Annotated in this window: 8 protein-coding genes and 1 pseudogene; 1 reads left to right on the top strand and 8 read right to left on the bottom strand. The window is 56.0% G+C overall.

The features are described 5' to 3' along the window. Positions 1-6 precede the first annotated feature (6 nt). The 8 genes and pseudogenes from ACGS9J_RS18685 to rlmD all read right to left on the bottom strand — a co-directional run. Positions 7-1197 (bottom strand): methionine gamma-lyase, encoded by a 1191-nt coding sequence (locus tag ACGS9J_RS18685; protein WP_442232305.1) that lies wholly within the window; start codon positions 1195-1197, stop codon positions 7-9. A 37-nt stretch (positions 1198-1234) separates the two neighbouring features. Further along, positions 1235-1615, bottom strand: a complete 381-nt coding sequence (locus ACGS9J_RS18680; RefSeq protein ID WP_442232304.1) for a hypothetical protein — start codon at positions 1613-1615, stop codon at positions 1235-1237. 10 nt (positions 1616-1625) lie between these two features. Next, positions 1626-2816 (bottom strand): NAD(P)/FAD-dependent oxidoreductase, encoded by a 1191-nt coding sequence (locus ACGS9J_RS18675; RefSeq protein WP_442232303.1) that lies wholly within the window; start codon positions 2814-2816, stop codon positions 1626-1628. A 307-nt stretch (positions 2817-3123) separates the two neighbouring features. Next, complete coding sequence (gene eno, locus ACGS9J_RS18670) at positions 3124-4419, bottom strand: phosphopyruvate hydratase (protein ID WP_442232302.1); 1296 nt, start codon at positions 4417-4419, stop codon at positions 3124-3126. An 81-nt stretch (positions 4420-4500) separates the two neighbouring features. Further along, entirely contained in the window at positions 4501-6138 is a 1638-nt protein-coding gene (gene pyrG, locus ACGS9J_RS18665; protein WP_020825241.1) for a glutamine hydrolyzing CTP synthase, read from the bottom strand. Between the two features lie 375 nt (positions 6139-6513). Next, the gene (gene mazG / locus ACGS9J_RS18660) at positions 6514-7308 is read right to left on the bottom strand and encodes a nucleoside triphosphate pyrophosphohydrolase (protein WP_442232301.1); all 795 of its coding nucleotides are present in this window, start codon (positions 7306-7308) and stop codon (positions 6514-6516) included. A gap of 162 nt (positions 7309-7470) precedes the next feature. Further along, positions 7471-9702, bottom strand: coding sequence for a GTP diphosphokinase (gene relA, locus ACGS9J_RS18655; protein WP_442232300.1), 2232 nt, complete (start codon positions 9700-9702; stop codon positions 7471-7473). 12 nt (positions 9703-9714) lie between these two features. Then, positions 9715-10434, bottom strand: a pseudogene (gene rlmD / locus ACGS9J_RS18650) (23S rRNA (uracil(1939)-C(5))-methyltransferase RlmD); the annotation flags it as partial. 200 nt (positions 10435-10634) lie between these two features. Here rlmD and barA point away from each other — a divergent pair. Beyond that, the gene (gene barA / locus ACGS9J_RS18645; RefSeq protein WP_442232299.1) at positions 10635-13370 is read left to right on the top strand and encodes a two-component sensor histidine kinase BarA; all 2736 of its coding nucleotides are present in this window, start codon (positions 10635-10637) and stop codon (positions 13368-13370) included.

Here is a 13370-nt window from a genome sequence, read left to right as displayed (position 1 = left end):
TCAACGCTATCTTGCCACCAAGGCCTGGCGGATATCCGCCTGCAGGTCGCCAAGATCTTCCAGCCCGGCGGACAAGCGTATCAGCCCGTCGCTGATATGGTGGCGCTGCCGTTCCTCAGGGCTGTAGGCCGAGTGGGTCATGCTGGCGGGGTGTTGCGCCAGCGATTCACAATCTCCCAGGCTGACCGCGCGCAAGATCAAACGCAACGCATTGAGGAAGCGGATCCCCGCGGCCATCCCTCCCCTCAGTTCAAACGCCAGCATGCCGCCCGGTCGTGCCATTTGCCGCTGCGCCAACGCATACTGGGGAAAACCCTCCAGTCCGGGATAATAGACACGTTCTACCGCCGAATGCTGTGCCAGCATTTCCGCCAACCGTTGCGCATTATCGCAGTGGCGTTCCATACGCAACGGCAGGGTTTTCAACCCACGCAGCAGCAAGGCGGCATCTTGAGCAGACATCACCGCGCCGTTCATATCTTTCAGCCCGACCAAGCGGATGTCCTGCGCCAAATCCTGACGCGTCACCGCCAGCCCGGCCAGCAGGTCACCGTGCCCACCAATGTATTTGGTGGCGGAGTGCACCACGATGTCCGCCCCCAGTTCCAGCGGCCGTTGCAAATACGGGGTGCAATAGGTGTTATCCACCAGCAACAGTGCCTGTTGGCGATGAGCGATCTCGGCCACGGCGGCAATGTCGACCAACCGCATATTCGGGTTGGCCGGCGTTTCGCAATACACCATGCGGGTCCGTGGGCCTATCGCCGCCGTCAGCCGCTCCGGCCGGGTCAGGTCAACGTGGGTGATTTTCACGCCGTAGCGCGCCAACCCGTGATGAAAATAGCTGAAGGTGCAGCCGTAAATGGTCTCATCGACAATCAGCTCATCCCCCGGATTGAGCAGCGTCCAGCAGCAGGCGGTAATCGCGCCCATACCGGAGGAGAATGCCACCGCGGCTTCTCCACCTTCCAGATTGGCGATCCGCTGTTCCAGCAGGTTGAGCGTCGGGTTGGCGATGCGTGAATAAAAATATCCCGGCTCACTGCCGTCAAAGCAGGCACCGCCGTATTCCGCCGTCGGGAAGGTAAAGGTCGAACTCATATACACCGGGGGACAGAGCGCCCCCAGATGCTGCTGGGGATCGTAGCCGTGGTGGATCGCACGAGTGGCAAAGGCTTGCCTGAAAGTGGCAGACATGACAACTCCTTACCTGAGAGAGGGAAAACAAGGGTGCTTATTTTGAGCCGGCATCCGGTGGCAGCGCACTGCTGCGCACACGCTGGCCGATGATTTGCAGGGTGCGCAGCACCAACATCAGGCCCAATACGGTATCCGGCTGGCGTAACAGGGCGTACAGCGAGCGAAAATTGGCGGGCGACGGATCCTGCTGCAACTCGGTATGCGCCATTTTCAGCGCCATTCCACCCTCCCACCCCGCGGCCACCAAGCCTTCAAATACCCCGGCCAACTTTTCCACCAGTGCGTTATCGGCGATATCCACCAGATCAGACAGCAGCGACAGCAGATCGACCACGTTATCGAGCCGCCCACCGGCCAGTAGCGGCTGCAACTTGTCCAGCAACGCCGCCAGGGGTTCATGTTCAGATGCGTTCATAGGCCCTCCGTTATATCAGCCCGCGTACCGTCGCCCAGTAGAGTCCGCGATTAAAACCGTTGCGCAGCATGCCGCCCACTTTGGTTGGCGGCGTCGGCAGCACATCGTGACGATAGTCATAAACCAGCGGCATTCCGGCTTGCAGCCCCATTTGGGCAATGGCCTGCACCTTGCCGTCATAGTGGCTGACGGTCTGACCCAGCCTCAGTTCGGCCACGATATTGTCTGCAATCACCGGAGCCTGATTGTGGCAGGAGCCACCGGCCTTACTGACCGGTAAATCGACCGTATCGCCGATGACATAAACCCCTTGCTGGCCGTAAACCTGCAGCGTCTGGTGGTCGGTCGGCAACCAGCCTTCACCGTTGTGGCCCTCGCTCAGGCCAGTGTTGCACACCGCCTCTACCGCGCGGATCGGCGGGGTGGCCATCAGGATATCGAACGGCTGCTGCTCACCCTCGGCGGAATAGGCGATTTTCTGCTGGGCATCCACCCGGCTGAGAGTAAATCCGCGCTGATGGCGGATATCACGCGCCGCAAAGATACCGGGCAAGGCTTCCGCCGTTGGACGTTGTAAAAACAGGCAGTTACGCAGCAATTGCGAGACGCTGGGATAGGTATACACAATTTCAATCGCCTTGCGCACTCCGCGCCGACGCAGGTAATCATCGAGCATCAGGGTAGTTTCTATCGGTGCAATACCGCACTGGTGCGGCACATTGGGCGTTTCGGGGAAGGAGACGGTAATAAAAATGCGGCCTTTTTCGATGCTCGACAGCTTTTGCGCCAGTTGCCGGGCGGCCTGATATTGATAAAAATGATCGCCCGCCTGCGCCAGCCCCTCGATACGCTCTGGCCAAGGCACGCAACCGGTGGCAAAAACCAAAAAGTCATAGGGATACTGTTTGCCGCTGCGGGTATGGATCACCCGCTGAGGTAAATCAAAGCGTTCCGCCTTATCCACAATAAATTGAATTTCCGGGCGTAACAGGCTTTGCTGAGAGCGGATTAATTCCTGTTTAAAAAAAGCGTTGAAAGCCACGTACATAAAAGCGGGTTTATAATAATGGACCGGGGAATCCGAAATCATTAATAACTCAACTTTATTATTCAATATTTCCCGATGTAATTTCGCGGCCAGTAAATTGGCCAATATAGTGCCTCCCGTACCGCCACCGACAATCACAATCCTGTTTCGCATCAAGCCCTCGCCCAGCCGGCCCGCAGGTCGGCAATTTGATGGGGAAACTAACGGAGGCAGGAATACAGGCTGAATTTTCTGCCTTATTGGCAGTCTAGTAACTAAAAGGAATAAAGCAATTAAAAAAGGAATTTATAAATGGGATTTTTATTATTACATTTAAATATTGCTGTTACAGGAGCGCATTGAATTAATTGGATGATAAATAAATAACGTATTATATATTTACCATATAAACATCAAAATTCAACAGGTATAAAAAAACCCGCCGCAGCGGGTTTTTATTCAGTCACGAACCAAGCCGTTATTACTGACCTTTAACTTCTTTCAGGCCATTGAACGGAGCGCGAGAGCCCAGCGCTTCTTCGATACGGATCAGTTGGTTGTATTTGGCAACGCGGTCAGAACGGCTCATAGAACCGGTTTTGATCTGGCCAGCCGCAGTACCCACAGCCAGGTCGGCGATGGTTGCGTCTTCGGTTTCACCGGAACGGTGAGAGATCACCGCGGTGTAGCCTGCGTCTTTCGCCATCTTGATAGCAGCCAGAGTTTCGGTCAGAGAACCGATCTGGTTGAATTTGATCAGGATGGAGTTAGCGATGCCTTTCTCGATGCCTTCTTTCAGGATCTTGGTGTTGGTAACGAACAGGTCGTCGCCCACCAGCTGGATTTTGTCGCCCAGCACTTTGGTCTGGTATGCGAAACCATCCCAGTCAGATTCGTCCAGGCCGTCTTCGATAGACACGATTGGGTACTGTTTGGTCAGCTCTTCCAGGAAGTGAGTGAACTCTTCGGAAGTGAAGGCTTTGTTGCCTTCGCCGGCCAGTACGTATTTACCGTCTTTGTAGAACTCGGAAGCCGCACAGTCCATCGCCAGGGTCACGTCTTTGCCCAGCTCGTAGCCTGCTGCTTTTACCGCTTCAGCGATAACAGCCAGGGCTTCGGCGTTGGAACCCAGGTTTGGTGCGTAGCCGCCTTCGTCACCGACAGCGGTGTTCAGGCCTTTGGCCTTCAGCACTTTCGCCAGGTGATGGAAAACTTCAGAACCGATGCGAACGGCTTCTTTCAGGGATTTCGCGCCAACCGGCTGAATCATGAATTCCTGAATGTCGACGTTGTTGTCAGCGTGCTCGCCGCCGTTGATGATGTTCATCATAGGCAGTGGCATAGAGAATTTGCCTGGGGTGCCGTTCAGCTCAGCGATGTGCTCATACAGCGGCATACCTTTAGAAGCTGCAGCCGCTTTAGCCGCCGCCAGGGAAACCGCCAGAATGGCGTTAGCGCCGAACTGGGATTTGTTTTCAGTGCCGTCCAGGTCGATCATGATCTTGTCGATGTTAGCCTGGTCTTTGGCATCTTTGCCCAGTACTGCCTGAGCGATCGGGCCATTTACTGCAGCAACGGCTTTCAGTACGCCTTTACCCAGGAAACGAGACTTGTCACCGTCACGCAGTTCCAGTGCTTCACGGGAACCGGTAGAAGCACCTGACGGCGCAGCAGCCAGACCTACGAAACCGCCTTCCAGATGCACTTCGGCTTCAACAGTCGGGTTACCGCGGGAGTCGATGATTTCACGACCGATGACTTTAACGATTTTGGACATTAGGTTTTCCTCAGTACAAGTTAAACTAAAACTCCAGACAAACAGCGCGCGGTTCTCACCGCGCGCCGCCTACCAAATATTTTATTTCACCTGGCGCTTCTGATACTCACCAGCGGCCTTCACAAAGCCGGCGAACAACGGATGACCATCACGCGGCGTCGAAGTAAATTCCGGGTGGAACTGACAAGCTACAAACCACGGATGATTCGGCAGTTCGATAATCTCAACCAGCTTGTTGTCTGCGGAACGGCCGGCAACCAACAGCCCGGCAGCTTCAATTTGCTTCAACAGCATGTTGTTAACTTCATAACGGTGACGATGACGTTCAACAATGGTCGGTTCGCCGTACATCTGGCGCACCAGGCTATTGTCGGTCAGGTGGCATTGCTGGCCACCGACACGCATCGTGCCACCCAAATCGCTTTCTTCGGTACGCACTTCGACGTTGCCGTCTTCGTCGCGCCATTCGGTGATCAACGCCACCACCGGGTACTTACAGTCTGGCACAAACTCGGTTGAGTTGGCGTTCTCCATGCCCACAACGTTGCGAGCGAACTCCATCAGTGCCACCTGCATACCCAGACAGATGCCCAGGTAAGGGATGTTATTCTCACGCGCATAACGCGCGGTCATCACCTTGCCTTCAACGCCACGGTAGCCGAAACCGCCTGGGATCAGGATCGCATCCAGACCTTTCAGCACTTCTACACCGCGGGTTTCTACATCCTGCGAGTCGATCAGCTTGATGTTCACGGTCAGACGATTTTTCAGGCCGCCGTGTTTCAGAGCTTCAATCACCGACTTATAAGCATCCGGCAGTTCGACATATTTGCCGACCATACCGATAGTCACTTCGCCGCCCGGATTGGCTTCTTCGTAAATCACCTGCTCCCATTCGGCCAGGTTGGCTTCCGGCGCGTTGAGGCTGAATCGTTTACAAATATAATCATCAAGCCCCTGAGATTTCAATAGGCCTGGGATTTTATAAATAGAATCAACGTCTTTCAGGGAGATAACGGCTTTTTCCGGCACGTTACAGAAAAGTGCGATTTTCGCGCGCTCGTTAGCAGGAACTGTGCGATCGGAACGGCAAATCAGCACATCTGGCTGAATACCGATGGAAAGCAGTTCTTTTACGGAATGCTGAGTCGGTTTGGTTTTCACTTCACCGGCAGCGGCCATGTACGGCACCAGCGTCAGGTGCATGTACAGGGTGTGCTCACGACCCACTTCCACGGCCATCTGGCGGATGGCTTCCAGGAACGGCAGCGATTCGATATCGCCAACGGTACCGCCGATCTCAACCAACACCACGTCGTGGCCTTCGCCGCCTTCGAGGATGCGTTCTTTGATCGCGTTGGTGATGTGCGGGATAACCTGTACGGTTGCGCCCAGATAGTCGCCACGGCGTTCTTTACGCAGAACGTCGGAGTAAATGCGACCGGTGGTGAAGTTGTTGCGGCGCGACATTTTGGTGCGGATGTAGCGCTCGTAGTGACCCAAATCCAGATCGGTTTCTGCGCCGTCTTCGGTGACGAAAACTTCCCCATGCTGAATCGGGCTCATGGTGCCCGGATCCACGTTGATGTACGGGTCCAGTTTCATGATGGTAACGTTGAGGCCACGGGCTTCAAGAATAGCCGCCAGAGAGGCTGCGGCAATGCCTTTACCCAGAGAGGATACGACCCCGCCGGTCACAAAAATATAATTAGTTGTCATGCTGAACCTGAGAGTTTAGGTTTAAAGACGATGGAAGAACCAAGACGGGAAAGTAGTATACCCGAACCTCTCCAGACCTACAAACGATCGTTTTACTGTCCATCATCTCTGTCACCATCAAGGGTTCATCAGGGTTTACTCTATCGGGCTGCCAGAGCCTGTCTTTTTAAAACAAGGAGTTAGCATAGGAAAATTTATTTTTCCGCCCTTTCGAGACAATAAAACGCCTTAGATTTCAGTTTGTTGGCGTTTTGCTGTCGGTAAGCCACGGTTCAGCAAATTATGGCTCTGAGCTTAACCGTTTCAGCTTGGGTGAACCTTGTCGCCGATCAAGATTAGGATAGAGCGACAATCCTGTGACACCAGAGCAGTAAATTAGTTTTCCTGGCTCTTAACCTGCTGCCACGCCTCTTCCATTTGCTCCAGGGTAGCGTCGCCCATCTGCAGTCCACGTTGCTTGATAATCTCTTCCACCTGGCGGAAACGACGCTCGAACTTGCGGTTGGCCGCCTGTAACGCGTTTTCTGCCTTGTGGCCAAGATGGCGCGATAAATTTACCGTGGCGAACAGCAGATCGCCGATTTCTTCTTCCAGTTTCTGTTCGTCGACCACAGCCTGCTGCGCTTCATGCATCACTTCGTCGATCTCTTCATACACCTTGTCCAGCACCGGCCCCAATGTATGCCAGTCAAAACCGACCGAAGCGCAGCGTTTCTGGATTTTGTGCGCTTTCATCAGTGCCGGCAGCGCCTGCGGAATGTCGTCCAGTGCCGAATGCAGCTCTTTCTCGGCGCGTTCACCAGCCTTCAACTGCTCCCAGCGTGCCGCAACGGCCTCGCTGTCCGCCGCATCGGCTTCACCGAAAATATGCGGGTGACGGCGTTCCAGCTTGTCACTGATGGCATTGCACACTTCGTCGAAGTCAAACAGCCCTTGCTCCTGGCCCATCTGGGCGTAGAACACCACCTGGAACAACAGGTCTCCCAGTTCGTCGCGCAGGTCGTCGTAATCCTGACGTTCGATAGCGTCCAGCACCTCGTAGGTTTCTTCCAGCGTGTAAGGGGCGATGGTGGCGAAGGTTTGCTTACGGTCCCATGGGCAACCGACCTGCGGATCGCGCAGCGTTTTCATGATGTTCAGCAAGCGTTGCAGCGGAGAAGATTGGGTCATATGAAAGTCTCTGACAAAAGAATGGGCATCAGTCATTAAAGTGAAACGCAGGGGCGCCGCATGCTGCGCCCGGGTCAATCGGGGCGAATATATTCGCCCCCTACGATAACTGAAGCCACGGAGCTTGGCCAACAACGATGCGGCTCGAAAGGCGCAGGAAATTTAACTGCCGTGCAGGCGTTTGGCGTCGATCACGTCCGGCAGTTGATTGAGCTTGGCCAGCACCCGGCCCAGCACCTGCTGGTTGTAGATTTCAATGTCCATATCGATGGTCGCCAACTGCTTTTTGGTGTCGCTCCGGCTGGCTACGCCCAGCACGTTGACCTTTTCGTTGGCCAAAATGGTGGTGATGTCACGCAGCAGGCCGCTGCGGTCGTTAGCCATTACGCGCACCACCAGCGAGTAACCGCTGGAATAGCTTTCGCCCCACACCGCGTCCACGATGCGTTCCGGCGCGTGCGATTGCAGATCCACCAACTGGTCACAGTCCGCACGGTGGATGGAGATACCGCGCCCCTGGGTGATAAAACCGATAATATCGTCGCCCGGGATCGGCTGACAGCAGCGGGCAATGTGGTGCATCAGGTTGCCGACCCCTTCCACCACCACCCGGCCGTTGTCCTTGCTGCGGGTCGCCGGCGGCGCTTTGTGCTGAACCAGCTGTCGCAGCGCTTCGCGATCCTGCTCTTCGGCGCTCGGCTTGTTGAACTTGCCCTGCAGGAAATTCACCATCTGGTTGAGGCGAATATCGCCGCCGCCAATCGCCGCCAGTATTTCATCCAGCGAATTCATGTTGTAACGCGGGATCAGCAGCTTCTCGGCCTCTTTCAGGCTGATGCCGAGGTGTTCCAGCTCGCTGTCCAGCATCTGGCGACCGGCAAGGATATTTTTATCGCGATCCTGTTTGCGGAACCAGTTGTGGATCTTGGAGCGTCCGCGGCTGGTGGTGACATAGCCCAGGTTCGGGTTCAGCCAGTCGCGGCTCGGGTTCGGCTGCTTCTGGGTGATGATTTCAATCTGGTCCCCCATCCGCAGTTGGTAGGTAAAGGGCACGATGCGGCCGCCAATTTTGGCGCCGATGCAGCGGTGGCCGACGTCGCTGTGAATATGGTAGGCGAAGTCGAGCGGCGTCGAGCCGGCCGGCAGATCCACCACATCCCCTTTCGGGGTAAACACATAAACCCGATCGTCGAACACCTGACTGCGCACCTCGTCGAGCATTTCGCCGGAGTCCGCCATCTCTTCTTGCCAGGCGATCAGTTTGCGCAGCCAGGCGATGCGTTCCTCATAGCCGGAACGTACCGTCGCGACCGCACCCTCTTTGTATTTCCAGTGCGCGGCCACGCCCAGTTCGGCGTCTTCATGCATCTGGCGGGTGCGGATCTGAATCTCCAGCGTTTTACCGCGCGGCCCCAGCACCACGGTGTGGATCGACTGGTAGCCGTTGGGTTTTGGGTTGGCGACGTAGTCGTCGAACTCATCCGGCAGATGGCGGAAGTGGGTATGCACAATCCCCAGCGCCGCATAGCAGTCCTGCAAGCGCTCGACCACCACGCGCACCGCACGCACGTCAAACAGCTCGTCAAATGCCAGCGCTTTCTTCTGCATCTTGCGCCAGATGCTGTAAATATGTTTTGGACGGCCGTAGATGTCCGCCTTGACGCCTTCATCGACCATCGCATTGCGCAGCGAGGCAACAAAATCATCAATAAACTGTTCGCGATCGATGCGGCGTTCGTGCAGCAGCTTGGCGATGCGCTTGTACTCGTCCGGGTGCAGGTAGCGGAAGCAGAAATCTTCCAGCTCCCATTTGAGCTGCCCGATGCCCAGACGGTTAGCCAACGGCGCATAGATATTCGAACACTCTTTGGCCGCCAGGACGCGCTCGTCTTCCGGCGCATCCTTCACTTCGCGCAGGTGAGCGATACGCTCCGCCAGCTTGATGACCACGCAGCGGAAATCCTCCACCATCGCCAACAGCATGCGGCGCACGTTGTCGACCTGCTCGGAGGCCATCGAATCGTTTTGGGTGGCTTTCAGTTGGCGGATGGCGTCCATGTCGCGCACGCCATGCACCAGATAGGTGATGCCCTTGCCGAACTCTTCGGTCAGGGTCTCTTCTTGCACAATGCCGGCATCCACCAGCGGGAACAGCAGCGCGGCGCGCATGCTGTCGTTATCCATGCTCAGAGTAGAGAGAATTTCTACCATTTCCAGCCCGCGCCACAGCAACAGCGGCGCGTTAGGATGGTTCAGGGTCTGTTGCTCACAGTAACGCCAGGTTGCGGCTAATCGCTCACATGACTGCGGGTTAGGTAGCCCCAAGCTGGCAATCCACTCGTCGAGCGCAAATTCACCAGCCGTGTTCAGATGTGCACTTCTTACCGCAACCATAACCTCTCCCTACTATGCAGCGACCTCTGGCGCAGAACCGTTAATAAACAGCGCCATTGACTCAAGATGCCCCGTATGCGGAAACATATCCAACATCCGCACACGTGCAAGACGATAACCGGCGCTCAGCGGCACTGTGCTGTCGCGTGCCAGCAGGGTCAGGTTACAGAAAACGTAAACCCCCCGCTCTGGCGCCAGTTTAACAATATGTGACATCACTCCGGCCACACCCGCACGGGCAGGGTCCAGCATCACTTTATCAAATCCTTGTGCTGCCCAAGGTTGTTGCTCAATGTCTTCTTCCAGATTTTCATGGAAGAAGCTGGCATTATTCAGCCTATTCTTATGTGCATTATATTGCCCATTCGCTACCAGTGTGGCAACACCTTCTATGCCCACCACCACAGCGGCGCGTCGCGCCAACGGCAGGGTAAAATGGCCCATGCCGCAGAACAGATCCAATACCCGATCATTGGGTCGAATACTGAGCCATTCAAGGGTCTGAGGCACCATTTGCTGATTTACTGTGTCATTTAGCTGAATAAAATCACATGCAGTGAAGTCTAAGCGTAGCCCGTCGACCTGATAATACGGCGTTTCACCGCACAGTTTTTCGAGGCTATCGCTGTCCGGCGCCAAATAAATAGTTACGTTTTTTGTCCGCGCAAAAGCCTGCAATGCCTGGCGGTCATCCTCTTTCAACGCCGCGAGATGGCGAAGTACCAGTAACGGGGAATACCAGACGCCCCCATCACCAACTACGGCTGTTTAGGCCAAGGGATCGAGATTGTCCACCGTCACTGTTGGCACGGCTGAATTTTACCGGGTCGTCACGCGGCGTTTCGCAGAGTAGAATTGCGCCATATTTGTCGATTGAGTGCTGGTTCATTTAAAGTAGAGATTGTCCGGCAATTCTCCCACATTGGAATCCCATGACCAAATACAGCCTGCGGGCGCGCATGATGATCCTGATTCTGGCCCCAACGCTGTTGATTGGTCTGTTGCTCAGCACTTTCTTCGTAGTGCATCGCTACAATGAGTTGCAAGAACAACTGGTTGACGCCGGTGCCAGCATTATCGAGCCGCTGGCGGTGGCCAGCGAGTACGGCATGACGTTCCGCAGCCGCGAGTCGGTCAGGCAGTTGGTCAGTCTGTTGCACCGCCGTCATTCAGATATTGTGCGCTCAATTACGGTATTCGATGCGCAGAATAATCTGTTCGTCACCTCCAATTATCATCACAACTTTACCCAGTTGCAGTTGCCGAAAGGGGTACCGATCCCCACCGATCTGATGCTGACCCGGCGCGGTGACTCATTGATCCTGCGCACCCCGATCCTGGCGGAGAGCCAGTACCCGGACCAGGCCGCCAGCAGCGATCCTCAGCAGGACAACCGTCTGGGCTATGTGGCGATCGAGCTGGATCTGCAGTCGGTTCGGCTGCAGCAATACAAAGAGGTGTTTGTCTCCACCCTGCTGCTGCTGTTGTGCATGTGCATCGCCATCCTGTTCGCTTACCGCCTGATGCGCGATGTCACCGGCCCGATCCGCAATATGGTGAATACCGTCGACCGCATCCGCCGCGGCCAGCTCGACAGCCGCGTCGAAGGCTTTATGCTCGGCGAACTGCATATGCTGAAGAACGGCATCAACTCGATGGCGATGTCGCTCACCGCCTATCACGAAGAGATGCAACAGAACATCGATCAGGCGACCTCCGATCTGCGCGAAACGCTGGAGCAAATGGAGATCCAAAACGTCGAGTTGGATCTGGCGAAAAAACGCGCCCAGGAAGCGGCACGCATCAAATCCGAATTCCTGGCGAACATGTCGCACGAGCTGCGTACCCCGCTCAACGGCGTGATCGGATTTACCCGCCAGATGCTGAAAACCGAAATGAGCGTCACCCAAACCGACTATTTGCAAACCATCGAGCGCTCGGCCAACAACTTGCTGACCATCATCAACGACGTACTGGACTTCTCCAAACTGGAAGCCGGCAAGCTGGTGCTGGAGCATATTCCGTTCTCGCTGCGTGAGACGCTCGACGAGGTGATTGTGCTGCTGGCGCCCAGCGCGCACGAGAAAGGGTTGGAACTGACGCTGGACGTGCACAACGATGTGCCGGAGCAGGTGATCGGCGATTCTCTGCGGCTGCAGCAGATCATTACCAACCTGCTGGGCAACGCAGTCAAGTTCACCGAAACCGGCAACATCGATATCCGGGTCGAACTGCGTGGCCTGCAAGATCGCCAAATCGAGCTGGAAGTGCAAATCCATGACACCGGCATTGGCATCTCCGAACGACAGCAGTCGCAGCTGTTCCAGGCGTTCCGTCAGGCGGATGCCAGCATTTCACGCCGCCACGGCGGTACCGGCCTGGGGCTGGTGATCACCCAGAAATTGGTGAAAGAAATGGGCGGCGATATCTGCTTCCACAGCCAGTTGAACCGCGGTTCTACCTTCTGGTTCCACATCACGCTCGATCTGCATGAGGGCATGCTGTCGCTGCCGCCAAGCCTGCCGGACTTGCAAGGCAAAACGTTGGGGTACATTGAAGCCAACCCGATGGCGGCGCAGGCGACGCTCAACATGCTGAACGTCACCCAGTTGGTGATCACCCATTCGCCAACGCTGGCCCAGTTGCCGAAGAAGAATTACGACTTCCTGCTGGTGGGCGTCCCGATCCCCTTCCGCGACAATATGGCGCAGCACGAAAGCAAACTGCTGGCGGCTTTGAAGATCGCCGATCGGGTGATTTTGGCGCTGCCTTGCCAGTCGCAGCTCAACGCCGAATTGCTTAAACAGCAGGGGGCCGCCGGCTGCCTGATCAAACCCATCACCAGTAATCGTCTGTTCCCGCTGCTGCGTATGGAAACACCGCAGCGCCTTGCTGCGCTGCCGGAGCGTAAACGCCTGCCGCTGACGGTGATGGCGGTTGACGATAACCCGGCCAACCTGAAACTGATCGGCACGCTGTTGGCTGAACAGGTGGAAAAGACCCTGCTGTGCGAAAGCGGAGAAGAAGCGCTGCTGCTGGCGCGCGACAACGTGCTGGATTTGATCCTGATGGATATCCAGATGCCAAACATTGACGGCATTCGAACCAGCGAACTGATCCGCCAGCTGCCACACCACAATTCAACGCCCATTGTTGCCGTCACCGCCCATGCGGTCAGCGGTGAACGCGAGCATTTGCTGCAGGCAGGCATGGATGACTATCTGGCCAAACCGATTGACGAGGCGATGCTGACCCGCGTGCTGGCGCGCTATCACAGCAGTGAACCGGAACCGGTAACGCCGGTCAATGAACCGCTGTTGTCGCTCGACTGGGCTCTGGCACTGCGCCAGGCAGCCAACAAGCCCGATCTGGCGCGTGACCTGTTGCAAATGCTGCTCGAATTCCTGCCGCAGGTCAGCGGACGCGTGCAAGCGATGCTCGACGGCACACCGGACGATGACATTCTTGATTTGATCCACAAACTGCACGGCAGTTGCAGCTACAGCGGCGTGCCGCGCCTGAAACAACTGTGTTTCTACCTTGAACAGCAGTTGCGTCGGGGTGTCAGCAGCGATGAACTGGAGCCGGAATGGCTGGAACTGCTGGATGAGATTGAGCTGGTCAGCCAGGCGGCACTCGCTCATCTGGCGAACAGTCGCCAGTCTTGA

The sequence above is a fragment of the Serratia quinivorans genome (assembly GCF_052113645.1).
GTDB classification, from domain to species: domain Bacteria; phylum Pseudomonadota; class Gammaproteobacteria; order Enterobacterales; family Enterobacteriaceae; genus Serratia; species Serratia quinivorans_B.
The sequence above is the reverse complement of the archived record's forward strand: the minus strand, read 5'-3'. Positions and strand labels throughout refer to the sequence as shown.

Coding starts and splice junctions, on each gene's coding strand:
- pyrG (WP_020825241.1), bottom strand. CDS start 6,138: ATGACAACTAATTATATTTTTGTGACCGGCGGGGTCGTATCCTCTCTG.
- barA (WP_442232299.1), top strand. CDS start 10,635: ATGACCAAATACAGCCTGCGGGCGCGCATGATGATCCTGATTCTGGCC.
- eno (WP_442232302.1), bottom strand. CDS start 4,419: ATGTCCAAAATCGTTAAAGTCATCGGTCGTGAAATCATCGACTCCCGC.
- relA (WP_442232300.1), bottom strand. CDS start 9,702: ATGGTTGCGGTAAGAAGTGCACATCTGAACACGGCTGGTGAATTTGCG.
- ACGS9J_RS18685 (WP_442232305.1), bottom strand. CDS start 1,197: ATGTCTGCCACTTTCAGGCAAGCCTTTGCCACTCGTGCGATCCACCAC.
- ACGS9J_RS18680 (WP_442232304.1), bottom strand. CDS start 1,615: ATGAACGCATCTGAACATGAACCCCTGGCGGCGTTGCTGGACAAGTTG.
- ACGS9J_RS18675 (WP_442232303.1), bottom strand. CDS start 2,816: ATGCGAAACAGGATTGTGATTGTCGGTGGCGGTACGGGAGGCACTATA.
- mazG (WP_442232301.1), bottom strand. CDS start 7,308: ATGACCCAATCTTCTCCGCTGCAACGCTTGCTGAACATCATGAAAACG.